At 43.1% G+C, this 23739-nt stretch carries 23 protein-coding genes and 2 pseudogenes; 20 read left to right on the top strand and 5 right to left on the bottom strand.

Annotated features, from left to right (window positions below; all coding sequences use genetic code 11):
- Positions 1 to 303 precede the first annotated feature (303 nt).
- From AC0YN7_RS28405 to AC0YN7_RS28390, 4 genes are all read left to right on the top strand, one after another.
- Positions 304 to 744, top strand: a complete 441-nt coding sequence (locus AC0YN7_RS28405; protein WP_475813375.1) for a GyrI-like domain-containing protein — start codon at positions 304 to 306, stop codon at positions 742 to 744.
- Positions 745 to 910: 166 nt separating this feature from the next.
- Positions 911 to 1411, top strand: coding sequence for a GNAT family N-acetyltransferase (locus tag AC0YN7_RS28400; RefSeq protein WP_475813374.1), 501 nt, complete (start codon positions 911 to 913; stop codon positions 1409 to 1411).
- A 42-nt stretch (positions 1412 to 1453) separates the two neighbouring features.
- Complete coding sequence (locus tag AC0YN7_RS28395) at positions 1454 to 2548, top strand: DUF3626 domain-containing protein (RefSeq protein ID WP_475813373.1); 1095 nt, start codon at positions 1454 to 1456, stop codon at positions 2546 to 2548.
- Positions 2549 to 2702: 154 nt separating this feature from the next.
- Entirely contained in the window at positions 2703 to 3209 is a 507-nt protein-coding gene (locus tag AC0YN7_RS28390; protein WP_475813372.1) for a hypothetical protein, read from the top strand.
- Positions 3210 to 3329: 120 nt separating this feature from the next.
- Here AC0YN7_RS28390 and AC0YN7_RS28385 read toward each other — a convergent pair whose 3' ends face one another.
- The 4 genes and pseudogenes from AC0YN7_RS28385 to AC0YN7_RS28370 form a co-directional block, all read right to left on the bottom strand.
- On the bottom strand, positions 3330 to 3542 hold the full coding sequence (locus AC0YN7_RS28385; RefSeq protein WP_475812162.1) for a small, acid-soluble spore protein, alpha/beta type: 213 nt from the start codon (positions 3540 to 3542) through the stop codon (positions 3330 to 3332).
- Positions 3543 to 3852: 310 nt separating this feature from the next.
- Positions 3853 to 5205 (bottom strand): D-serine ammonia-lyase, encoded by a 1353-nt coding sequence (locus AC0YN7_RS28380; RefSeq protein ID WP_475813371.1) that lies wholly within the window; start codon positions 5203 to 5205, stop codon positions 3853 to 3855.
- A gap of 2 nt (positions 5206 to 5207) precedes the next feature.
- Positions 5208 to 5534: pseudogene (locus AC0YN7_RS28375) on the bottom strand (Rid family detoxifying hydrolase).
- Positions 5535 to 5872: 338 nt separating this feature from the next.
- Entirely contained in the window at positions 5873 to 6427 is a 555-nt protein-coding gene (locus tag AC0YN7_RS28370) for a helix-turn-helix domain-containing protein (protein ID WP_475813370.1), read from the bottom strand.
- Positions 6428 to 6631: 204 nt separating this feature from the next.
- On the opposite strand from AC0YN7_RS28370, the gene AC0YN7_RS28365 reads away from it, so the two are divergent.
- Together AC0YN7_RS28365 and AC0YN7_RS28360 are read left to right on the top strand one after the other, a co-directional pair.
- Complete coding sequence (locus AC0YN7_RS28365; RefSeq protein ID WP_475813369.1) at positions 6632 to 6859, top strand: hypothetical protein; 228 nt, start codon at positions 6632 to 6634, stop codon at positions 6857 to 6859.
- Positions 6860 to 7199: 340 nt separating this feature from the next.
- Complete coding sequence (locus tag AC0YN7_RS28360) at positions 7200 to 7670, top strand: hypothetical protein (protein WP_475813368.1); 471 nt, start codon at positions 7200 to 7202, stop codon at positions 7668 to 7670.
- A 491-nt stretch (positions 7671 to 8161) separates the two neighbouring features.
- Here AC0YN7_RS28360 and AC0YN7_RS28355 read toward each other — a convergent pair whose 3' ends face one another.
- The gene (locus tag AC0YN7_RS28355) at positions 8162 to 8887 is read right to left on the bottom strand and encodes an alpha/beta fold hydrolase (RefSeq protein WP_475813367.1); all 726 of its coding nucleotides are present in this window, start codon (positions 8885 to 8887) and stop codon (positions 8162 to 8164) included.
- Positions 8888 to 9269: 382 nt separating this feature from the next.
- Here AC0YN7_RS28355 and AC0YN7_RS28350 point away from each other — a divergent pair, with 382 nt between their 5' ends.
- From AC0YN7_RS28350 to AC0YN7_RS28285, 14 genes and pseudogenes are all read left to right on the top strand, one after another.
- On the top strand, positions 9270 to 9653 hold the full coding sequence (locus AC0YN7_RS28350) for a helix-turn-helix transcriptional regulator (RefSeq protein ID WP_475813366.1): 384 nt from the start codon (positions 9270 to 9272) through the stop codon (positions 9651 to 9653).
- A gap of 14 nt (positions 9654 to 9667) precedes the next feature.
- Positions 9668 to 9952 carry a WCX domain-containing protein gene (locus AC0YN7_RS28345; RefSeq protein WP_475813365.1) on the top strand — a complete coding sequence of 95 codons (285 nt, stop codon included), beginning with the start codon at positions 9668 to 9670 and terminating at the stop codon, positions 9950 to 9952.
- 462 nt (positions 9953 to 10414) lie between these two features.
- Complete coding sequence (locus AC0YN7_RS28340) at positions 10415 to 10762, top strand: VOC family protein (RefSeq protein ID WP_047685110.1); 348 nt, start codon at positions 10415 to 10417, stop codon at positions 10760 to 10762.
- Positions 10763 to 10887: 125 nt separating this feature from the next.
- A complete protein-coding gene (locus tag AC0YN7_RS28335; protein ID WP_475813364.1) occupies positions 10888 to 11058 on the top strand; it encodes a VOC family protein in 171 nt (56 codons plus the stop codon).
- Between the two features lie 235 nt (positions 11059 to 11293).
- Entirely contained in the window at positions 11294 to 11428 is a 135-nt protein-coding gene (locus AC0YN7_RS28330) for a hypothetical protein (RefSeq protein WP_475813363.1), read from the top strand.
- A gap of 201 nt (positions 11429 to 11629) precedes the next feature.
- Entirely contained in the window at positions 11630 to 12550 is a 921-nt protein-coding gene (locus tag AC0YN7_RS28325) for an SIR2 family protein (protein WP_475813362.1), read from the top strand.
- A gap of 167 nt (positions 12551 to 12717) precedes the next feature.
- Positions 12718 to 13017, top strand: a complete 300-nt coding sequence (locus AC0YN7_RS28320) for a hypothetical protein (protein ID WP_475813361.1) — start codon at positions 12718 to 12720, stop codon at positions 13015 to 13017.
- A gap of 450 nt (positions 13018 to 13467) precedes the next feature.
- The gene (locus tag AC0YN7_RS28315; protein WP_475813360.1) at positions 13468 to 13920 is read left to right on the top strand and encodes a VOC family protein; all 453 of its coding nucleotides are present in this window, start codon (positions 13468 to 13470) and stop codon (positions 13918 to 13920) included.
- Between the two features lie 667 nt (positions 13921 to 14587).
- Positions 14588 to 14718, top strand: a pseudogene (locus AC0YN7_RS28310) (carbohydrate ABC transporter permease); the annotation flags it as partial.
- Between the two features lie 161 nt (positions 14719 to 14879).
- Positions 14880 to 17177, top strand: a complete 2298-nt coding sequence (locus AC0YN7_RS28305; RefSeq protein WP_475813359.1) for a helix-turn-helix domain-containing protein — start codon at positions 14880 to 14882, stop codon at positions 17175 to 17177.
- Between the two features lie 316 nt (positions 17178 to 17493).
- Positions 17494 to 18378: an ABC transporter permease gene (locus AC0YN7_RS28300; RefSeq protein ID WP_475813358.1), complete on the top strand. Its 885-nt coding sequence runs from the start codon at positions 17494 to 17496 to the stop codon at positions 18376 to 18378.
- A gap of 19 nt (positions 18379 to 18397) precedes the next feature.
- On the top strand, positions 18398 to 19282 hold the full coding sequence (locus tag AC0YN7_RS28295; protein ID WP_475813357.1) for a carbohydrate ABC transporter permease: 885 nt from the start codon (positions 18398 to 18400) through the stop codon (positions 19280 to 19282).
- 20 nt (positions 19283 to 19302) lie between these two features.
- Positions 19303 to 20856: an extracellular solute-binding protein gene (locus AC0YN7_RS28290; protein WP_475813356.1), complete on the top strand. Its 1554-nt coding sequence runs from the start codon at positions 19303 to 19305 to the stop codon at positions 20854 to 20856.
- A 184-nt stretch (positions 20857 to 21040) separates the two neighbouring features.
- A complete protein-coding gene (locus AC0YN7_RS28285; RefSeq protein WP_475813355.1) occupies positions 21041 to 23314 on the top strand; it encodes a right-handed parallel beta-helix repeat-containing protein in 2274 nt (757 codons plus the stop codon).
- The last annotated feature ends 425 nt before the right edge of the window (positions 23315 to 23739 follow it).

Here is a 23739-nt window from a genome sequence, read left to right as displayed (position 1 = left end):
TAAAAGAATAAAAAGAAAGGCGATATTCCGTTCCAATGTGAACGAAATATCGCCTTTTTGATTTAAAACAAATCTTTAACAAATTAAAAACGTAAGTTTTTCAGTGGCCTCGATGAATACAGAAGCCATCTTCTTACTGCTTAGCACCTTTTTATTAAGTGTCTACAAATAGGGTTACAGTTCAGCTGCGGCAGCTGCTCTCTTTCTTTATTAAGCTAACGGGCAGGATAGATAAATGCAAGAAGGGATTTTATTCCAGTCTAACGAATAGGAATTCATACCCATTTATAGAGGAGTGGAAAAATGCAACCTATTTTAGTTGATTTTCCTGAATGTAAGATTATTGGTATTGGAAATATTGGTAAACCGACCAATCCTGGGGATGTCTGGCCAGCTTTGTTCACCCGAATAAACGAAGTAACAGATCGAATAAATCATCATGAGACAATTGGATTAATCAAACGAAATGAAGACGGCTATTTAGCAGGTGTGAAAACCGATTCTTTAAGCGAAGTGCCAGAAGGAATGTTTATGTATAAAATTCCCGCTGGCCAATATGCAGGAGTAACTCATAGAGGACCCATAAGTAAGATAAACGAAACGTTTGAAAAACTTATTTACTGGCTCAGCACTAATAATTATGAGCAATTCGATGTTGTCTGTTTCGAAGTATATGATGAAAGATTTAAGGGTGGAGAAGACGGAAGTGAGCTCGATATGTTCATTCAGGTAAAACCAGCATAAATATTTGTCATTGCGCTAACGGGGTACGATAGCTGAATAAACACTAAGAAACGGCTGCCGTTTTCTCAACTAACGGGCAGGATAGCGTGATAAATCGTTGAATAATATTTCATGGGAGTTGTGGAGTGACCATGAAAGGCAAATTGATTAGGAAGAAGGTTTACTAATGGAGATAAGAAAACTTATGTCGGATGATGCACCATTTTATAGAGAAATAAGATTGGAAGCGCTGAAGGACCATCCTGAAGCATTCAGTTCAAGTTACGAAGAGGAAAAGAATAATACTTTAGAAAGTTACGAAAACAGGTTGAGTTTCGCCCATTTCAATATTTTTGGTGCATTTATAGATAGCAAATTAATTGGAGTAGTTACTCTTATTAATGAAACCAGTATGAAGACCAAGCATAAAGCTCATATTGTTGCGATGTATGTCAAACCTGAAAGCCGTAAACTCGGGGTGGGAAAAAGCTTGATGTTAGCGGCAATAAATAAGGCTCAATCCATTGAAGATATTGAACAAATATACCTAACAGTAACTTCGACCAATATTACAGCAAAATCACTATATCAAACTTTAGGATTTATTACATATGGTATCGATAAGAATGGACTCAAAGTTGAAAATACCTATTACAATGAAGAGCTTATGGTTTTATGGTTCAATTAACGAAAAAATTGAACAACGACTATCGCGATGGGAGGTGAAGATATGTCACTTCAAAGTCACCTTACGGAATCACAGAACAAGGCAATTCAGAATATCAGTCAATATACTGGTACTCGGAGGGAAGCAGCACAAGCATCTATCCGAGAAGTTCTGCAATTATCAAATATTCCTTTAAGAGTTTTTAATGATTATGTCGAGAAGTTGTATTCGCATGCCAGAGTAGCGTTACATTTCCATCCCGATCGTCCTCTTGGAGATATGACAAGCGTTGCTCAATCTTTGTTTGAGGATGGGCTCTATAAGAGTCAGTTTGAAACATGGATTTCTAATGGCAGCGTTTCTGCATTCGCAGGCGGCGATCGGGATGTATGGGAGTCCAAGTTATTTGGAGGCGCATATCATTTTGATGGCGTCGTTCAAAGTCAAAGACCAAAATATGGAGCGTTGGATTTAATGATGCACTCCGATGGTCCGTGTCCGAGGTTTGGATCGTGTTATTTCCTTTTGGCTCCACAAGTGTCCAATCGTTGCACATATTCTTATGGCGGTTCTCAGGATGATCCCATGGTAAGAGGCACTTATGAAGAATTTGATGATATCTTATCCGCTGTTCTTAAAGATGCATTCTTTCGAGAATATGCCCTTGGAGAGAAAGACATTTTTCCTCGAAAAGTGTTCGATCGACTTTTGTTAAACTTGAATTCCCCTATCATTAATCGCGTTAATCAAGCACCTAGTCGAAATCTTAATCATTTTATTGAAGCACAGGTTCATGGTGATATTACTCTACAAGAAGATGTGGACATACTCGTAGCTGACCCTTCGTTTCAAGGAACAGACGTGGGAAGAACTTTAGAAAAATTATGTGATAAATATTCAATCGCGCTTAATTGGCATAAGGGATCTGTTATCCAGGTTGAAGAAGTGCCATCAGATTTTAGAGGGCCCAGGATGCCTACGTTAGCCAGCAGAATAGCCAAGGGAAATCTTATTGATGCGAGTACGATTGGGATTGCGGTCAATGAATTAAAACGCAATTCGGAATCATGGAGCGATAGAGGTACTTATGAAGAAGTTCTTCAGGAGTTAAAATTCATGTGGCATGTATTAGTACGGTTTGGCAAACCGTTACGCTAACGGGACACGAGAGTTGAGGAGCTTACTTGTAGGTAGCTCCTTTTTGTTTTGTTGAACTAACAGGCAGGAATGTGGAATAAAGGACTCAATTAATCGGAGTTCTCATATGTATCTGTATTTTGGACATATTACTCTTGGGTGATGACACGTGCACATGAAAAAAACGGCAATTATGTTTTTTATGCTTGCTTGGTTGCTTTCCTTGATACAATCAGCAGAGGCATCTGAGGATAAGAAAGTTAAAGTCGAGAATGTTATTTCTATGCAAGTATTAGGTGGGCTAGCCAGTACAAAACCTTCGCCCCTGTATAAAAGCAATACAGTGATTGGAAAAGAAGTGATAACAAAAATTACAGCTTGGATTAACTCTTCGGTCCCTATAGGTGAACAGCCTGACTATGGCAGGCATGGATATCCAAGAGTATTAAAAATTCAACTGAATATGGAAGATCCTCTATACATCGAGGTTGGATATAAGTGTGTTACTTCAAAAAGCCCTCCGCCTGGATTATTCGTTCCTGAAGGGCAAAATGGCATTTTCAAAAGTTGTTTTGAAGTTAAAGACGAGATCGTTATAAGTAACACTGAATTATCTTTACGAGCAAAATCTCCCCAGCTTTATGAATGGTTGAAAATGTGGGAGAAGACTGAAAGTAAATAAGCATTGCTGTTAAGCTAACGGGACACTATAGCTCATTAAACAAGATGAACAGCAACTGAACTTCAAGTAGCCCTCCTAGTCTCATTATGAGATTGAGGAAGGCTATTTTTTAATTTTAAATTAGAATCTTCTTGTACCTGAGCCAAGAGATTGTTCTGCAATTTGAATTAACGCTCTTGTGATGTTTCCACCAATAGTACCTGCATCACGAGTAGTCATATTCCCATTGTAACCATCTGGAGACCATTGAATCCCAAACTGTTGTGCTACCTCATATTTCATTTGGTCAAGTGCTGCTTGTGCTTGTGGAACGACTAAACTTTTTCTGCTCATGTATGTTCACTCCTTAACTGGATGTGAAGTTATTTTGTGGATTGTTTTGCTTTTTATACATCAATTAAGAAATATGAGGTTTGAGAAACAAAAAGACTCCTTGGTATGATGTTTATGGGTCCCAGATGCTGGCCAGCGTTGGATCCAAAAACAAACCAAGGAGACTACAAGATTCATTCTACTCAAAATGTACGAAGTAATCGAATCACATCCTCAATCTTAATTGTCGGTATAGACATCGCCAAATTCAAACATGAGGCTCGTACCCAACACTATCGCGGAGTCGAATTCGGGAAGCCTATAAAGTAAATTAGCTGATTGCACCTTTACGGTAGAAATCATCCATTACATCTTTTGGAACCATGCCGCCGCCAGTAGCCCAAAGAATGTGAGTGGCATTTTCCATCTTCTGTTCAAGATGATTATATTTTAAATAATCTTGTCCCATGGAAGAAGCGTATAGTTGAACTGGTCCGATAAATCCTGCAACCGCCGATGGTTCTAAGAATATTCCTTCTGAATCAGCTAACTTTCTAAGGATTCGATAGAGACAGTCGTCTTGAATTGTAAAGACACCACTAATATCTTTCTCTAGTGCTTTGCCCACAAAGCCTGATGGTCTCCCTACGGCTAGCCCATCTGCTGCTGTAATATTATCAACGCCAAATTCCTGAGCTGATACCTCGCTATGCTTACGTGTCATTAAACCTAGCAACATTGCCGGTGAATGGGTTGGCTCTGCATAAAAGCAATGGACATTGTCTCCAAATACTGTCCGCAATCCGAAAGTAATTCCGCCAGGAGCGCCGCCTACACCGCAGGGTAGATATACGAAAAGCGGATGATCCTGATCGACAGGAATCTTCATGTCATTTAGTTGCTTTTGGAGCCGTTTAGCTGCTACGGCATAACCAAGGAATAACGTCGAAGAATTTTCATCATCTACGAAGTGGCTATTGGGATCTTCTTGGGATTGTTGTCTGCCAGCCTCTACTGCTTTCCCATAGTCGCTATTGTGCTCAACTACGATAGCACCTTTTTGCCGCAATAAATCTTTTTTCCATTGTTTAGCGTCAGTAGACATATGCACAATAACTTTGAAACCTAATTGGGCACTCATAATACCAATACTAAGACCTAGATTACCAGTTGATCCGACCACAATCGAATAATTCGAAAATAGAGTCCGAAAATTTTCATCTGCCAGAATTGAGTAGTCATCGGTTATTGACAGCATGCCATGTTTAAAGGCTATCTCTTCGGCCACTTTTAATATTTCGTAAATTCCTCCACGAGCCTTTACAGAACCAGAGATGGGCAGGTGACTGTCACATTTAAGATATAAATTTCCCGCTATTTTCTGATTGAACATTTCTGATAACTTCTGCTGCATTTTAGGGATGTTGACTAATTCAGATTCGATGATTCCGTTTTTTTCCTTGGTCTCCGGGAATACTTTTGCTAAATAGGGGGCGAAGCGAAGGAGTCGTTGTTCCGCATCTTCGATATCAGCTATCCCTAATTCCGTGTTAATAATTCGGTTGTTGCAACTCTCAAGCTGCGGGTTTACCCAGAAAACTTCCTGAGTATCAATGATTTTCTGCAGTTCTGGTAATTCATTTTTCCATTCTTCGACCGTTTTTCCAGCGATGTTGTTAGTCATTTTTACCTCCGTACTAAAATGGATAAATTAAAAATCCAATGTGTGGGTTTGCTAGACTTGAAATAAGAGCCGTAGATTTCATTCAGACAAGTAAAGTTGGCAAGATCGGTCATAAAAATAGTCGTTTTTACAATGTCCTCGAAAACGTATCCTGCTTCGTACAAAATTGAGGAGATGTTCTCCATCACTTATTTTGCCTGTAATGCAAAGTCATCATTCATTTTACCTGTCTGCGGATTAATTCCAAGTAGCCCAGATACATACAAACGTGAAGCGTTTACAATTTCTTGCGAATATGGTCCAATAGCAACGGGAGCCGTATCAGTCATAATTGTGAAGTAACATTCTCTTAGATATCCAATTGCAGTTTATTAATATATGTGCACCTCCATTTATGATGATATTCTAACGGAAACCCGAAAAGTTAAATCAGATTTAATAAATTAAATATAGATAAATGTTAGCACTTCACGTTTATTAATTCAAGCTTAATATTTATCGGTCTTTTGGTAAGGTAACTAATAATGATTTAATCTGGATAAAAAAACCGTTTCTGTATTTACTAGTGTGAAATACACTTGCAAATACAGAAACGGTCTTAACAAATCAGCCCATATTATTAGAGCATTTGCCCGCTTCATCTATTAATATGATTATAATTTGTTTTCTAAAATGTCGGAGGAGTAATAGCAAAAATAACGGTTGCTTCTTTATCCGATCTATTTTCCCACTTATGTTCTATCCCAGGTGGTATTTTTACACTGTCTCCATTAAATAAAGTCTCCACATCGTCCCCAATAAATAATACTACCTCACCCGCCAATACATAAGCGACTTCTTCACCAATGTGTCTCATAGTTTTTTCGGCAGACTGGGACTCAGGCGGTAATTTCATTAAAACCATCTCAATTGAGCCGCTTAAATCCGGAGACAATAATGAATATTCCCAATTGTTCGATGATGGAAATATGATTTTTTTTCTGGAATTTGCTCTGGTAATTAAATCTTTAGTTTGCACAAATTCAGTAAATAAACTAAATAAAGGAACTTCCAATGCGCCGGCAATCATACGTAGAGTATTCAGTGACGGACTGGAAAGTCCCCTTTCAATTTGACTTAACATTGATGAAGTTACATTCGTTATTTCTGATAACTGTTTAATCGTATAATTCTTATTTTTGCGAAATTTTGCGATTGTTTTACCTAATTCTAGATTATCCATTATTCATCATACCTCTTAAAAATACCTCAAATTTAATTAATATGCCGTTCGTGAGCTTAATAGCCTATAAATATAAAGATATCATAAATCTTAGCTGTTTTAAAGTTTGATTAGATTTTTTAGTTTCAGAGGCTTGATAGAAGTCGCAAGAACAACAAACATTAATATGATTATTGGACTGATGTTGAAAAGGAAAAATTCAAGTTGAATGATTACCTTAAGTATCTGGAAACAAAAAAAAGAGATGCTTTCCCAAAGAGCGAACTCTTTAAAATGATTACGGAACGCAATGATTTCGCATGGAGTTATGCTAGCGATACAGGAAAGCGTTTGTATGACGAAGTTTCAAAAAGTGGAAATAAGGTTTATAACGATATAACGGATGAAGAAAATAAGACTATCGATGAATTGACTAATAAGAAAAATAATTAGAGGATGCGACGTAATCCATCTAGATTTGAGACCAGTGACTTTTTCCACATTTTACAAGGATGTCAATAATACTAGTATCCCGAGAGTAATAGATTAGGTTCAATTTGCGGGTGTTTCTCTATAAACGTCCGCTCCAATCGATCGGTGACCCTGATATCATGAATTCATTTATTTACACATGACCGGACCAACATCAAGGGAGACATCCCGCTGGTTCCCAAGTGTACTAGAAGGTCCTAATGGAAAACTCAAGGTACTAACAACCTGGAAGATGGTTGATGGGAATCCATATTTATTAACGAAAAAGTTAATCCCAACAACAATTTAGTTATGGAGGTGTATGATGGGAAACGATAAGGAAATAGCAAAAGCAACAGCCTTGGATCGAATTGTTAATTATGAGATGTATATTTCCAGTATGAATAATGACCAATTAATTGCGATTGTAAACAGTTTAGAGGATTTTGAAGAAGTCGTTACTGCGTTAACGGAACTATCAATAAGGGATATGGAAAAAGCCACGCCATTCTGCGCTAAAATACTGGAAGAACACTTGGGGGATGAGTTTCTCCAAGCGGTTGTATTTAATTTGCTTTATGAAGGTGACCATGAACAAGCTATGGAGATCGTTAACAAAAATGTATTAAGTGCTCCTGCCGCATTATTAGGGGCAATAATGGACAACTTGTCCACGGATAGTTTACAACCATTTGGAAAGTCGCTTTCATCAGGGTTTCTACATTCAATTGTAGACAGATATTCAGAATTGAGTGATGCTGACAAGATACTTATTCTTGAGAAATATGAGTAGTTTCAGGAATCCTATGAAGACAAACTTTAGTAATGTTATGCATTCTACTAGGTTTGGGGTGCGGCTGAAGCATGGATTGAACGCACCATAAAAAAGAAATCGTTGAAAACCTTAGGATATTTATGGAAGAAGAAAAATAAGACAAATAGATGATTTTTAAAAAGAATACGCTTGCCAAAAGGGAATTCATCGTTTTTACCGGAGTCAGCGGCGAAGGATGTCAAGAATACGATTTGCACAAAACCTAAAGGACCGTCAGGGTGATCTTCCCTGACGGTTTATTAATTTATGGAATATGACTCCGTCCGCTCTAGCTTAAACAACCGGCCTACGATTACATAAAGGAACGGAACAGGAAACGAAAGTCTGTGGATGATCGTGCATGATTTATATATTCTCCATTAAAAGGTACGGATTTACCTCGGAAAATCGACGTGTCTTTTTGCCCCCAATTGATTAAAATCTCATAACCAGAACCGCAATCTTTAAAGTTACCTTAGTTCTTCCGTTATAAAATCTTCCAGTATCGATCTCAAACCTTCCGGATTGCTAATCATTGGTAAATGTCCGGTATCCAAACTTCGTATAGATTGCGGGGCAAGGTTTGAGATCATCTTATCTTGTAATGAAGGACTGAGCTCTTTATCCTTGGTTAGCTTCACAAATAGCTTTGGTACACCAGGAACGGGCACCTTGATTCGATCGGTATATACGCGAATAGCCTCGGGAATGAATCCTTTTACGATCTCCATAGCTTGGTCCGGTGAGAGATCGTTGCATAATCCTGAGCGGATGGAAGACTCCGGAGGTTTCGTACCTATGGTACGCAGGATAACAGACATTAGTATCCTCTGGGGAAACGGCAAAACGGATAAAAATGAACCGCCACGCATTGGAATTGCTGCCCCTACAGCGACAATCCCCGCCAATCGATCAGTCATTAAGGAAGCCAGTCTAAGAGCAAGAACGCCCCCAAGTGAATGTGCAACAATTACAATTTTGTGAGTCCCCCATTCATCCACTTGTTTTTTCATATGTGTCCCATAATCCTCCAAAGAAAGATCGCTTCTTGAATCAAAGGAACTTTCCCTCTGAGGAAACTCAGCAAGTAAACAAGGATGTTCGAAGCCCTCCACAACTTTACTCCAAACAAGGCCTTCCAGGCCTGCTCCATTGACGAAAACAAAGCCTATTTTTTCTGGTGATTGATTATCCACACTGATCAGCCCCCGTTGGTTGTAGGTTTAGATTACTTATAGGATAATGGTATCACTCAAACAAGACAATTCATGTCTTATTTACGCGGTAAAATGAAATAAAATATTTGAAATGAGGTGGGCCATTGCAAAAGTCACAGCGTCTCATCAAAATGATTATGAGGATCAACGCCAAACCATCTTTTACCGTTAGAGAACTGGCCGATGAATTCGGTCTGTCCACTCGAATACGAGGGATCTGCTAGAGTTAAGTGAACTCGGTGTTCCGGTATATTCCATTCAGGGAAGAGGAGGGGGCTTCAGGCTGCTCCAAGAGAGACTTCTGCCACCGATCAGCTTTACAGAGGGTGAAGCGCTCGCCATGTTTTTTGCATGTCACTCGATGGATAATTTTAGTTCCTTACCTTTTGGCGAGGGGGCAGACTCAGCACTTCATAAGTTTTATCATTATTTACCTGTTGATGTAAGAGAACAAATTGACCGGCTAAAGAACAGGATCATGTTCTGGAACCCTTATCGATTGATGTCAGCGGAGATTCTTCAAACTCTACTGAAAGCTATAATGATCGGTAGTGTAGTCAACATTGAGTACAGATCCAGCAGCGGAGTATCGGAGCGGAATATTCAGCCGATCGGTCTGTATGCCAGTTCTGGCTATTGGTATTGTCCCGCTTATTGCTTCACTAAGGAGGACATAAGGCAGTTCAGAGCTGATCGAATCCTTTCGCTGCACTCAACGAAACAATTTCTTGCCGGGCAGACGTAAGCCAGAAGACTTTATTGGATAAGCCTAATAAGAATGATCGGGAACAGACTACACTCGAACTTGATATGACGAATAAAGGAGTGTGGCTGCTGGAATCGAACCCTCGTTTTGGTCCATTCATACAGCAGAATGAAGACGGAAGCGGAGCCCTAACTATGAAAATAGCGGCAGAGGACATGAGATTCTACGTTGACTTGATCTGGCAATTCGGGGATGAAGTCAAAGTAGTGGCCCCTGCTGAGGCCACGGCATACATCCATCAAAAAATCGAGTCTATGCGATTGCTTTATCTTCGCTGAGCTTTACTGGCAGGAGCGAATCAGGCGGCACCGAAAGGAAAGGAACCTCAGAAGTATGGAGTAAGAGGGGCTCTAACTATTGCACTGAACCGTATCACAAGTATAGGAGCGGCTGTCTAGGACTTTATTTTCTCGTCCAAGGCTACCCTGATGAGACTACTGGCCGGTCATCAACGGCCTCACGGCGGCATGGTTCAAGTTATGTGCTCGGCACCTTACTGTAATTAGAGCTTGCTGAACGACATGAAAAGCAGTTAAAAACCGATCTTTATACTTTGAAAGGTTTTAATCAAGAACTGTTTTTAGAAATTACGAATTCGACTTGGAAAAAGTGGTAAAATAAGGGGGTGACATCGCTACGCTAACGGGCAGTATAGTTGAAAAAGGAACTTAAATTTAAATCTAGAATATTTAATGTAATCGGATAGCTAAAAATTTGATGACAGACAGGAGTTAGATACAATGATAAAAGGTTTCGGAGGAATATTTTGGAGAACTAAGAATCTTGAAGTTATAAAAAAATGGTACAGTGAGGTGTTGAAGATTGAAATAGAAAATTGGAATGGGACTGTGATAAAACCCCAATTAGGAAATGAGACTATCTTTTCTTTCTTTACCGAGAATGACAGTTATTTTCCAACAGAACAACAAGTGATGTTAAATTTCCAAGTACATAATCTAAACGAGACTATTAAGCATCTTGAACATATTGGTGTACCTCTTGCAAAGAAAAAAGAGATTAGTGAATTTGGAAAGTTTATTTGGATTGAAGATCCTGAAGGTCGACTGGTCGAGCTTTGGGAGAAATAACGAGTTGTAATTCGTTTGCTGTTGAGCTAACGGGCAGGCTAGTTCGATTGTATATCAGGAAAATAATGGGTGTATCTCGAATGAAATACAATCACGATTTATTTTTCTTGAAGGAGGGGTTTCAAATGAACACCACATCAAAGAGTAAAACACTTGTTCATACTGTAGTTCAGGTTAGACTGCCAGTTAGAAATATCGATGAATCCGTTGCATGGTATGAAAAGTATTTCGGCTTTACACATTGCTGGAAAACCGAAGAAGAATCAGACCTGAAGCCCCTTCAGGTAATATTATAAATTTAGCGAACTATCCCGATTTACATATTAATGGCTTTTGAGCTATCGGTCCGGGTTCACCGACAGCTGGAGTGATTGGACCAGTTTTCACGTAACTGATTCAGAGAGCTGTCTTACCTCATTAAAGAATGTTAATTTGGTATTCAGCTAACGGGTAACGCTAGTTTAATCAAGCAGTCTAAAACCTTCCATTAGAAGCAAACTAGAATTAATTGCTCTAATGGGAGGTTTTATTATGGTTTTAAGCGAGCTTTGGCGTCATTATGATGCGGATAAACGAATCCAGGGGTTTAGTCCGAATACATTGAAAGCCTATTTCTTGCAGCTCAAGATGCTGGTAACAGAACTCGGTGACTTGGATATTTCTTGAAGAATCAGGAGATCTACAAGGACTTCGAGTACACAGATCGTAAAGAACTCATTCTACTTGCCAAAATGAAATTGGCCGTTGGACCAACATACACGGTAGTTACAGGGAACAGATAGCGAGGATTTGCTCCCTTGTTTCATTAAGCTATTGGGCAGGATAGTCCCAATATGTGGTATTATTATGAGGTGAGGTGGTCTCAAAATGGAATTTATTTTTAGTCTAAATGAATTGGATGTGGGAGGTCATTTCGTTGAACGTGGTGCCTATCTTCATAAAGATGAAATCGGTCTTTATTTTGGAATTATCATTGATAAAGAACCCTCAGTATTTTTATCCGATTTAGTACCTGCATTGAGTAGCAGAAATATTCCCCTTAAGAAATCTAAAGATGAAAAAAAACTTTGGTATTTTCCGAATCACGAGGAAATTGCCAAAAGAATATTAAATTCGTATCACGAAAATTCAGAGAACAATCATCATTCCCAAGATGCATTCGAAATAATTACTAAAACTAATTCATCTTCAAACCCTCAGATTATCACCGTGAAAGAAGCTGCCCAATTAATGAGTGGCAATAAAGTTCTAATGTTTACGGGGGCGGGGATTTCTATTTCTACAGGGGTACCTGATATGGTTAGACTCGAAAAACTTATTGACGATATTTTTAATCCATCAAATGAGTTTATTACTGATATTATCGAGAATAAATTGGATAACCGACTTGTTAAAGCGAAAGATTTGCACGGGCTATTTGTACACTCTGAACCTACTGTTGCTCATTTGAGAATTGCTGAGTTATGCAATCTTTATAGATTCGGATTAGTCACAGGAAACATGGATGGACTACATGAGAAAACAGGTGTTGTTCCCAGTTATTACACGAATGAAAATGCTACGTTAGAAGATTTGGATGAATATGACTTGTTAGTGACAATTGGACTTGGAGACGAAGGAAATTTACGGCTAACAGATAAGTATCGGATGTCCAAACATCAAGGGAAAATAATTGCAATTAATGTTGAGTGTCCACAATATTTAAAGACGAATGATTATTTAATATTTGGTGATTGTAATGAGGTGCTAAAAGAGTTATGCATACATTTAAAAGAGGAAATCATTTAATGATTTGAGGAACTTAAATTCGTTCCGCAAACGGGGAACGATAGTCGAGCATGCTGCCGCGGTGCAGATGCTCCATTTTTCACTCAACTAACGGGCAGTATAGCGCAACTTTCCAATTTATTGGAACGTACAGGGTTAAGGTGGCTGGAGCATAAGGAGGAGATACGTTGAGGGTTATACTTGAATTGCTTCGTATTATTATTATAGTCGTACTCCTTGGGGGATTATTGGGATATTTAATCAGAAAAATATACTCAGAAATCGACATAAACATAGATGAACATGGCTGGATTGCAATGCTTGGTATTTACATTTTGATTTTCGTTTTATATAGAAATAAAATGCAATTCAGTGGATGGTATAAAGGAAATGGAAGAGAAAAACTTTCAAGAGGAGCAACCCAACTACTAGTTTCAGGCTCTATTTTGTTAATATTACTCCCTGCATTTCTTAGCTTATTGAACTAACGGGTACGATAGCTCAATAAAACAACAGAAAAATCCGCCGCGGTGGATCCTTTTTACATCGACACAAAATAGGGTAGTTGGTACACATGTACTGCAGCGAGTTCAGCTAACGGGCAGTTTAGTTAAATGATCAAAAATAATAAGCAGGAGATAATATCGTAACTCCGAATTGTTAAAGTATAAAAATATTAGGAGTTTAGAAAAGGGGTATCTACGTAATTTTATTACGTAAAACGATCTTATTACGGTAATTACGAATTGAATTTCGTAGAATAAAAGTTAATATGACATATCCGAAAACCAAATTTCACATTTTACTATACTGTGACTTATCTTTGTTATCATGAACTGTGACAAGATGTTAACCGTTTGGAAGGAATTAGTAATTCTTGATAGAATAAATATGAAGATGATCAGGTAATAAATTTGTACACATAAGGAGATAAAACTATGGCAAAAAACAAATTACTAAGAATGGACAATGTTGGCATCGTTGTAGAATCCCTTGATGACGCAATCTCTTTCTTCGAGGAGATTGGCTTAAAGCTCGAAGGGCGAGCTACTGTCGAAGGTGAATGGGCTGGTCGCGTAACCGGGCTGGGTTCACAGTGTGTAGAGATTGCTATGATGGTTACCCCAGATGGCCACAGCCGACTTGAACTTTCGCGATTTCTCACCCCACCTACTATATCAGATCACCGAACTGCTCCTGTAAATGCCCTCGGTTATCTACGCGTCATGTTCACCGTTGAAGACATTGACGAAATGGTATCCAGACTCACTAAGTATGGTGCTCAGCTCGTTGGCGAAGTGGTTCAGTACGAGGACTCGTATCGGCTCTGCTACATTCGTGGAAAAGAAGGACTTCTAATCGGTTTGGCGGAACAACTCGGTAATAAATAAGTGATGTTTAAAAGAAGACTTAACTGAAATATACATTACTAGAGTAAAAATAGAAACAGTAAAGCAGTGTGAAAGTATCTCGAAGAAGTCGGGTGCATCATATAAACACCGTATTCACGCTCCGGGTCTGGGCGACCCTCGGTCCCGGAAACAAGGAACGAGGAAGTAATTGCCGGGCCACATCCGCACCGACTAACCGCATCGCGGCCGGCAGCAAGCTGTCTTAACTCGGTGGGACTTCGTGATGCATGAACTTTAGCGGAAATCAATGCTAAACCAAATTAAAAGGACTCAACTAACGGGTACGATAGCGGAGGAGCTTCCTTTGTGGTAGCTTCTCTTTTCTATTGAACTAACGGACAGGATAATTCCAATTATGGTAATATGAGGTTGTGTCTTAGAGAGAGGTAACTGTTCCCGATTATTAGTCATGTCTCACATAAATTTCGTTTTAAAGGTGGTGGAATATGGTTAGTTTTTCTACAATGTTACCGATGTTTTGGCCAATAATCCTTTTAATTGTTTACGGACTTTTCATTTTGCTTGGATTATATACACTGTATTTAATTATAAAGCTATTAATCAGAGCGATAGCAGCTCTTGATATATATTTAGATGAAAAGAGAAATAGACGACTTTAGATCGATTAAACTATTGAGCTAACGGGGGACTTGCGATATTTGCCCAGTCGTTCGAGATTGGCGCCCAGTGGACAGAGGCTAGTGCTACGACACTGCTAGTTATAGCGCCTCTGATGATCGGTTCATGAATAGCTTTATCCAATCTGGAATTAAATAGTCTTTAGGCAGCTTAAGTTAACACATAAGGCAAATCTAGTAGTCTTCTATACTTTTCTGAACAGGAGGAATAGAAGACTTTTTTTGAAAGAGTAAGCATGCAAGCGCTTTTATTGTAGCTATAATAAAGGAAATCATGACGGTAATGAATAGGGGAGAAGCATGCGTATGATTAGAGATGCCATCCAATCGGTTCTCGCAAGAGGGATATATTACAGGAGGCTGCTGGGCTTCGGAATTATTGTTCTATGCATCCCCATTCTTCTTGCCGCTTCTTTGACATATGCGATCGTCTCCAACCATTTGGAGCGGCAGATAAACATGGCTAACCTCGAAATGATCGAACAGATTCAGGAGCGCGTCGACAGCGCTTTGGAATCCATATCGAAGTCATCGCGCGGGATTACGCTTGACCCAGGCATGCAGCAATACTTGTACAGGACCGATCGCCGCGATTTTGTTGAAATGGTCGATGTGTTGGACAAGTTGACCGCAGCGTCAAGGTCAATCGAGTTTACGAATACGGTCAATCTTTTTTTGCCGGAGGAGAAATTCGTGCTGTCCAGTGAGAAGGGTTATCAGAAATTTGACGCTTTGCGGGACAGCTATCCGTTCCTCAATGCGGTAGGAGCCATGTCTAAGCCGAAATGGATGATGCTGAAAAAAGGCTCGATCGACGTCATTACCTTTGTGCAGCCGCTACCTATTTTTACGGATACGCCGCGCGCTTATTTGACCGTCGAGGTGGATGAAAGTTCTTTTCATTCGATCTTGCGTGCAACGGAGAGGTTCAATATGGGAAGCCTGATGCTTTTGGACGAAACGGGTACAATCGTCTCCCATAAAGATAAGTCTCAGCTTGGATCGATCTTTGGCGGTAATCTGGAGGGTTGGAAGCAAAAGCTGAACGCGAAGGCTCGATCGGGCTTTTTCAAGCATGAGGAAGCGGGCTTATACACGGTTTACGCAAAATTGGATATGAACGAATGGATGACGGTTCTCAATGTCCCGCTTTCGGTCATGGCTTCGCCAAAAAAGCAGGTTGCGCAGACGACTGTGCTCGTTTGTCTAGGTTCGCTCATCTTGGGCATGCTGCTCATCTACTTGAATTCGAGGAAACTTTACGCTCCAATCCGCAATTTGTTGAGGCAGGAAGCCGGAGTGCCATCTGCGCGGGGAGGAACGAAATTAGATGAATGGGCGCTCATACAAAATCATTGGGGCAACTTGAAGAACCAGATCGGCAAATATCATGATGTATCGAGCAAGCAGACGCTTTCTTTGCGCGAATCGTTCATGATGCAAACGATTTACGGGTATTATGATAACGAGCAGCCAGAGCGGATCAGGGAAATGGCCTTGCAATATGACATTCAAGCCGACGCATGGTGGGACGTCATCTTGGTAGAACCTGAAAACTACGAGCAATACAGCAGGTTTAAGAAGGATGACAAGCACCTGATTTTGTTGGCTATATCCAGTATCTTTCAGGACTTGATGAAGCAGCACAATGTGAACGGCTATTTCGTCTTTGGCCAGGATGCGGTCCGACTGATCGTTATCGTGCAAGTACCGATTGAGACGAAAGCGACGCAGTGCCGGACGGTCTTCATCCAGTTAGCCGAATCGGTCCGGCTTTCGGTAAACACGTATTTGAAATTCGATTGCTCGATAGGTATTGGCGCGGTATGCGACCGCATAGACGGAATTCGCCATTGTTATTTAGAAGCGGAGGAAGCACTCGCAACGAGAATCAAGGAGGGTGGAAACCGGACAATTGCATTTGCGGATTTGTCAGCCTTTCGGCATGAACTCATCTATCCCTACGAGATTGAACATTCGATGATACAGGAACTACAAAAAGGCAACAGGGAAGGCTTCGGGCACTATTTTGAACAGTTCGTGCAGGTTGTTACGAAAAGCAACTATCCGGTTTCGTCGGTTTATGAATCATTTCACGCCTTATTCGTACAGCTTTTGCGAAAGACACAAGAGCTTTCGCCCGAGCAGGCGAGGATGCTGTCCGGGATGGACGCGATGAAGCATATTGTATCCTGCCGGATGATCGGAGATATGGTGCGATGGTTTGAAGAAAAGGTGTTTCCGGTTCTGCTGCCCTTATTTGAAGATGCAATGGACGACCGAGGAAAAATCTTGATCGAAGCAGCCAAAGCATACGTTCAGGAACGGCTGGATCTGGATCATTCGCTTACTTCGATGGCGGAATATACGGGTGTCAGCGCCGCATACTTCAGCAGGTTATTCAACAAGCATACGGGCCATAACTTTATTCAGCATATTGCCGAGCTTAAGATACAACGCTCCAAGGAGCTTCTGCTGCACACGGATACGATGATCTCCGAAATCGCCGAGCAGGTTGGCTACAACGAACGAACGTTTCGTCGGGTTTTCAAGAAAATGACTGGTTATTCGCCAGCCAATTTCCGGAATCAGCAATAAAACGATGATGGAGGTTTCCATAAGCATGTAAAATACCGCCCGATTGGGCGGTCATTTTTTATCTGGACGAAGATTCAGCAGTGTCGAAACTGTCCGGCGATGCCGGAAAAGCCTGATAGAACGCGCAGTTTGGGCAGTGTCCAATACCGACAACAATTGCACCTATTCAGCCGCTCTACTCCCGGATTAAGCTGTTTGTAGTCGTAGTCGGCTAATCAGAACGAAGGGAGAGAGGACGATTCAAAACTCAGGTTCACTAGAAGCCGTTCCTATTGCTACCAGGCGAGATCAAAGCAACCGTCTGATGTGGAAGAGGATGAAACGGTACAAATACATCTACTTGCTGGCGTTTCCAGCGGCGCTGTATTTTCTAGTATTTAAGTACGTTCCAATGTGGGGCATTTTGCTTGCTTTTCAGGAGTACAGTCCATTCCGTGGATTTTGGAACAGCGAATGGGTCGGCTTCGAGCATTTTGCCAATCTATTCGCGAGCAATCAATTTTGGAACTTGTTCCGGAATACGCTGCTCATCAATTTGTTTGGACTTGTGTTTTTTTTCCCGCTGCCGATTGCGTTGTCGCTCATGCTTAACGAAGTAGGTCGAGAGTCCGTAAAGCGGGTTATTCAGTCTATTATTTATTTACCTCATTTCCTGTCGTGGGTCATCGTCGTCAGCTTTACTTATTTTTTTCTGTCCGTCGATTTTGGGCTGGTTAACAAAGTGTTCGCCGCCTTGGGGTGGGACAAAATCAGCTTCATGTCTGACCCGAACTACTTTTGGGGACTGCTGACCGCTCAAAGTATTTGGAAGGAAGTCGGCTGGGGGACGATCATCTTCTTGGCCGCGATCGCCGGGGTCGATCCGCAGTTGTATGAGGCCGCTTACGTAGACGGAGCAGGCAGGCTGCGGCGGATCTGGCATATTACACTGCCTGCGATCCGCAGTACCGCCGTTATTTTGCTCATTCTCCGGCTTGGCCATATGCTGGATGTCGGCTTTGAGCAGGTGCTGCTGATGCAAAGCCCGCTAGTGCTTCCTGTCGCCGAGGTATTCGACACGTATGTATACAAGCGCGGGGTGCTTTCTGGAGAGCTGAGCTACAGCATAGCGGTCGGTTTGTTTAAATCGGTGGTCGGGCTGCTGCTTGTTGTCTCGGCGAATCAGCTTGCCAAACGTTCAGGTGAAGAGGGACTTTACTGATCGGGAAAGGAAGAAACCAATGATTAGGTCAAAAACTACCGCCGTTTCGAAAGCCGCCGATGCTTTCAACTACATCATTCTTATTGCGATTGCACTTACGATGCTGTTTCCATTCGTTTATATTTTGGCGGTGTCGTTCACGGATGAAAGTGTCTACGTAAGCGGGGAGCTCGTACTGTTACCCCCCAAATGGTCGCTGGATGCCTATCGGTACGTCTTGTCGACAGACAGCTTCTATCATTCCTTTAAATCGACGGCATTCATCACGATTGTCGGAACGGTTCTGAATCTGCTCTTTACGACAACATTTGCGTATGCGGTGACGAAAAAGGAGTTGCCTGGACGCCGCTTCCTACTTCTGATGGCACTGTTCACCATGCTGTTCAGCGTGGGAATTGTGCCGAACTATTTGCTGGTTAAGGAGCTTGGGCTGATCAATTCGCTCTGGGCACTTATTTTGCCGGGGCTGACCGGTGCGTGGAGCATATTCGTACTCAAGTCATTCTTTCAGAGCTTGCCGCCCAGTCTGGAGGATGCCGCGCAAATCGATGGCTGTAACGACATTCAAGTGTTCGTGCGGATTATTTTTCCACTATCACTGCCTGCGATTGCCGCTTTCTCGCTTTTTTTCGCAGTGGGAATATGGAATACGTATTTCACCGGCTTGCTGTATATCCGTGATGTGACGAAATGGCCGCTTCAGGTGCTGCTGCAGCAAATTGTGCTCGAACCAAACAGCAGTATGGTGGGGGACGCTACGCAATTCGATTCCGAAGCCAAGCTGCCTCCAGAGACGATCAAGATGGCCGCCTTAATGGTTGTCATGCTGCCGATTTTATTGGTGTATCCGTTCCTGCAAAAATATTTTGCCAAAGGTGTACTGCTCGGCTCGGTTAAGGGTTAAAAAAAGGGGAGGAAATAAAAATGGTACAAAAAAAACGTGTGTTGGCCTTATCACTTGCAGGTTCGTTATCTCTCTCGCTGTTAGCTGGCTGCGGAGGGAACGTTACACCATCGGATAGTAAAGGAAGCTCGCCATCTCCTGCTGCGACAGGCGTGGTTACGAAGCAGGAGGAACCAGTTGCAATCAGCTTCACGACCCCACTCTATAACGAACCGCCTAATTTCCAGAGCGACTACTACAAGGAGCTGGATAAACGTGCTAACGTTAAGCTAACGATCAAAGCGATACCGGTTAACGCTTACAAAGAACAGTTGAACTTGGCGCTGTCCTCGAACGAACTGACTGATGCCGTCGTCAATCTGGATATGTTCGACCCCGTTACGATCGGCGCGGTACGCCAGGGAGCATTCCATGATTTGACGCCGTACCTCGGAGATTTGAAAAAGTATCCGAATCTGGCGGGAATTCCGAAGCGAATTTGGGATAATTCCAAAATTGACGGCAAGGTATTTGCGATACCGCGTCCACGCGGATTGACCGATCAATCGCTTCATATTCGTAAGGACTGGCTCGACAAGTTGAGTTTAAAGGCGCCGTCGACCGTGGAGGAACTGCGCGACGTGCTGAAAGCGTTCGTCGAGAAGGACCCCGATGGCAATGGGAAAAACGATACGTACGGGCTGGCGGTGTTCGGCGCTGCGCTCAATTCTGCGAGCGCGCCGCTTGGTTCGGCGTTCGGGGCAAATAAGCCGACGTTCGAGGGAGACAAGCTGCTCATTCCATGGATGACCAAAGGTTACCGTGATATGCTCGAATATTTCCGGGGATTGTACGCGGATAAAATCATTACCCAAGAGTATTCCGTGCAGAAATTTGGCCAGGATACGGAGATGTTTCAGAGTGGCAAAGCCGGAGTTGTAGGCAGCTCGATCAACGGGGCCTGGGACATTTGGACAAATGCGAAAAAGACGGACCCGAAGGCAGAAATTTTGACGCTGCCGCCACTCAAAGGACCGGGAGGAGACGGGAGCTTCCTGCCGTCGGGTTACTTGGGAGGTATCATGATTTCCTCCAAGGTGCCGAAGGATAAAGTCGAGAAAATATTGAAATACTTGGATCAGTCTGCTTCCAAGGAGTTCGTCGATTTCGAGAAATACGGCATTGAAGGCAAGCACCATACGAAGGAAAACGGCGTTCCGAAAGTGAACGACGAGATGTTCAAGAAGGAAATCGGCGGCGCCAGCCTGATGGTCGGCCTTTATGATCCTTACAATAAGGCACTGACTGCAAAAGCGACACCGGAGTTTAACGAGGTTCAGAAGAAAGTATCCGATCAATACGCGGCCAAAGGCGTGTCGAATCCGTTAGAGGGGCTCATCTCTGATACGAATGCGAAGCGTTCAGCCGATTTGTTCAAGGACCGCAATACGATCCTCACGAAGGTTGTCGTTGGCCAAAGCACAATGGAGGAGTGGGACGCTTACGTGAACCGTTTGAAGGCGGATCCTGACGTTCAAAAAATATTGAAGGAGTATGCAGATCAGTACAAGCTGAAATACGGGGATAATAAATAGCGTTGCAGGTATCGGGGAATAGGCTCGCATCGCATAGACGAGGATGACGGGCCATCATGAAAATCAGGATATGATGGGGGATCGCGATCGCGGGATTCGCCCCATGCGGAGCGTGTCCCGCCCTGACTGCAGGATTATATTCGATCGGTAAAGCGATTTCATTACGTAGTAGGAGGAATGTACAATGGACGATAACCATGTAAAGATGACCGGGCGAAGCGAGGAAGAGACACAAACTGGACGGAACAGCGTGATCAGCAGAAGAGCAGTGCTGGCTTCGCTTGGGATAGCAGGGGCTGCGGTCATCGGGCTCAGCTCCGCTCATGCCAACGCCACTTCCGTATTGGAATCGGTATACGGAGCGCCGAAAGATCCGAAGTTGAAGGACTACGGTAATACTGCGGTTCTGAAAAGCATGGTTGATCTTCTCACCGCACCGATGAAAGTTGACACCTTGTACATCTTGCAGGGATACCACGCGAATACGGATTATGGCGGCGGCCTGTTCTATTGGAACCCGGGCAAGCCAAAGAGCGAACATAACGGCGGGACCGTAATAAGCCCGACTGTTCCGTGGGACGGATCTCGTGCAGGTCATCCCAACTTTCTTCTTGATGTCGGCGAGTTTCAGCCAGGCGGGCTTGGATGCTTCTGTCGTCCTGAACTCGAAAGCTATCCGGTGCAAATGTTCGGAGCGATAGCCGATTGGGATGGGGCAACTGGGTTCGATAACCGGATGGTAATAGAAACAACCATCAAGTCTGTTTATAAGACTGTTATCCCGAAGGGGGATTATGGCGTCGCTGCCGAGGGATCCATTTTCATCCAAGGTTACAATAGCAAGCGAATCGAGGGTGAAGGAACACTTCACAAGATGGGCCTCAAAGGAATTTTTTCGTTTAACACTTGCACGGACATTACGATCAGCGGGATCGGTATGGATGGACAGATCGTCCGCGATGAGGCTAGTGGCGGCAACATATGGGATAGAACGCGTCCTGCCGTCAATTATGCGTTTGCAGTATCCTTCGCCAGTTGCCACCATTGCGAGGTAAGCGGTACCCGCATCTATGATTTTGCTTGGGATGGGCTGGTCGCACAGGGGAAAGTCGCGGTGGGCGGCGAGACGGCCACGCTCTCGACCGAGATTGTTTTCCGGAACAATAACATCAGCTCGATTCGCGGGAGCCAAATTTGGCTCAAGGCCGTTCACGGGGCGGATATTAGCCGGAACAAGCTGTATAACCCGACCGACTTCGCTCAGAAAGCCAATGCGGTATTTATCGTGGAGTGGTGCGAGGAAGTCACCGTCGCGCACAACCGAATGAACTTCATCGGGGACAACGCGGTCGGTATAGGCCAAATGCAGAACAGGATTGAGTTTGCCCGCAACAAGCGCATTACCGTCGATCATAACCTGATCAAGACAACCCGTTACCACTCCATCTTGATCGCTCAGGGCGAAGATATCGACGTTACGCATAACATCATTCACGAGGCCGGAGCCAAGTCCGTTATGCCGGGCAACAACTCGGTCGTTCTCACCGCCGCCATTACAATTTTGGCCGGAGGTGCAGAGCCCAGCAATGCGAGAGTTTTGGTCCAAAGCAACACGATCCGGCATCCGTATGAGTATGGAATTTTTGCATTTGATCGATCCGGTACTTCTTTCGCCAAAGCTTCCGAAGACATTTCTATAGAAGGCAATAAGATAACCGGGGCCGGAAAGCTGCCAACGGCAACCCGGCTGGCAAGTGGCGGTATAATGACCCAATACCAGAAGCCGGTCAAAATCAGTGACAACGTCATCGACAACATCACGGGCGACGGAATCCGCGTCTTCGGCGATGCGGTTATAGCCGGAAATGTGCTATCTCAGTTGATCGGATTCGGGATTAACGTGCCGGCCGACACGATATGGGGCAATACGGATCTCAGTTCGGCACTAACCGGCAACACGGTCAGAGATGCGACACGAACAGGGATCAGCGTAACAGGACGCGATCAAATAACGCTAACCGGCAACACGACTATCCGATGCGGCAGAGACGTCAATCCGGGAACGGAGAACATAACGACAGCAACTCATTACGCCGGTATTTCTACATACAACATCAGGCTCGTACAAACCGGCGGCAACCATATGCGCGAATGCGGCTCCAGCGGCTTCGTGTCCCGACTGTGCGATTATGTGCATGACACCGGCTCTACAATGTCGGAGAACGGCCAAGTGTTTACCGTAAACAACTTGAAGAGCGGAGCATATCTGGAAGGCAGCGCAACGCGACTGGTCAAGGCGGCATTCCTGCTGCCGCAAGGCGATGGCGGTACGACGCAGTATTACCCGCTCCGCATCTTGTACGCCGACCCATCGGCAGTCGCGGTTGACGGCCGGTTCATCAACCATGCTGCCGCCAGTCTCGGAGTCAAAACAAAATCTTTGGTCAACATTCCATAATCAAGCAGAAGAAGTATGCCTGCGCCAAAGGCCGTGGAGGCCCCCGCCCTATCATCAGCCATATCCTTCAAATGAATAGTGGACATTCTCCACACGTTTCCATCTGGAATTCATAAGAATGATTATGACAGCTCAGGCGTCAGATTGAACGCTATTCTTTGGATGTGGATGTGCAGGCCGTACTCGTCGAATAATAACATCAGCTTGCTCATGCTGAAGCCGCTGGGTCGAACAAAGTCGTTCAGCCAGCGTTTGCAGCTGGCTTGGAAACTGCTCTGGCACAGGCTGGGGCAGGGAACGAAAGCTTTTGCCGCTAAATATAAGTTATAGCACGGATCTGAAGCATTGCTTCGGGTCTTTTTGACTTTAAGAGTTTAACGTGTTCAGCGAAAAGAGTATTGGAGTTAAGATTCAATTCCTTCGAG

Source organism: Paenibacillus sp. J31R122 (assembly GCF_056269185.1).
Note: the sequence above shows the minus strand (reverse complement) of the source record. Positions and strands in the feature narration are given on the sequence as shown.

Bases quoted from the DNA above. Each gene is read 5' to 3' on its own strand.
- AC0YN7_RS28385 (WP_475812162.1), bottom strand. From the start codon at position 3,542: ATGAGCAGAAAAAGTTTAGTCGTTCCACAAGCACAAGCAGCACTTGAC.
- AC0YN7_RS28285 (WP_475813355.1), top strand. From the start codon at position 21,041: ATGGACGATAACCATGTAAAGATGACCGGGCGAAGCGAGGAAGAGACA.
- AC0YN7_RS28325 (WP_475813362.1), top strand. From the start codon at position 11,630: ATGGAATTTATTTTTAGTCTAAATGAATTGGATGTGGGAGGTCATTTC.
- AC0YN7_RS28360 (WP_475813368.1), top strand. From the start codon at position 7,200: ATGATGGGAAACGATAAGGAAATAGCAAAAGCAACAGCCTTGGATCGA.
- AC0YN7_RS28295 (WP_475813357.1), top strand. From the start codon at position 18,398: ATGATTAGGTCAAAAACTACCGCCGTTTCGAAAGCCGCCGATGCTTTC.
- AC0YN7_RS28300 (WP_475813358.1), top strand. From the start codon at position 17,494: ATGAAACGGTACAAATACATCTACTTGCTGGCGTTTCCAGCGGCGCTG.
- AC0YN7_RS28380 (WP_475813371.1), bottom strand. From the start codon at position 5,205: ATGACTAACAACATCGCTGGAAAAACGGTCGAAGAATGGAAAAATGAA.
- AC0YN7_RS28290 (WP_475813356.1), top strand. From the start codon at position 19,303: ATGGTACAAAAAAAACGTGTGTTGGCCTTATCACTTGCAGGTTCGTTA.
- AC0YN7_RS28395 (WP_475813373.1), top strand. From the start codon at position 1,454: ATGTCACTTCAAAGTCACCTTACGGAATCACAGAACAAGGCAATTCAG.
- AC0YN7_RS28370 (WP_475813370.1), bottom strand. From the start codon at position 6,427: ATGGATAATCTAGAATTAGGTAAAACAATCGCAAAATTTCGCAAAAAT.
- AC0YN7_RS28340 (WP_047685110.1), top strand. From the start codon at position 10,415: ATGATAAAAGGTTTCGGAGGAATATTTTGGAGAACTAAGAATCTTGAA.
- AC0YN7_RS28330 (WP_475813363.1), top strand. From the start codon at position 11,294: ATGGTTTTAAGCGAGCTTTGGCGTCATTATGATGCGGATAAACGAATC.
- AC0YN7_RS28315 (WP_475813360.1), top strand. From the start codon at position 13,468: ATGGCAAAAAACAAATTACTAAGAATGGACAATGTTGGCATCGTTGTA.
- AC0YN7_RS28390 (WP_475813372.1), top strand. From the start codon at position 2,703: ATGAAAAAAACGGCAATTATGTTTTTTATGCTTGCTTGGTTGCTTTCC.
- AC0YN7_RS28305 (WP_475813359.1), top strand. From the start codon at position 14,880: ATGCGTATGATTAGAGATGCCATCCAATCGGTTCTCGCAAGAGGGATA.
- AC0YN7_RS28405 (WP_475813375.1), top strand. From the start codon at position 304: ATGCAACCTATTTTAGTTGATTTTCCTGAATGTAAGATTATTGGTATT.
- AC0YN7_RS28350 (WP_475813366.1), top strand. From the start codon at position 9,270: ATGGATAATTTTAGTTCCTTACCTTTTGGCGAGGGGGCAGACTCAGCA.
- AC0YN7_RS28335 (WP_475813364.1), top strand. From the start codon at position 10,888: ATGAACACCACATCAAAGAGTAAAACACTTGTTCATACTGTAGTTCAG.
- AC0YN7_RS28400 (WP_475813374.1), top strand. From the start codon at position 911: ATGGAGATAAGAAAACTTATGTCGGATGATGCACCATTTTATAGAGAA.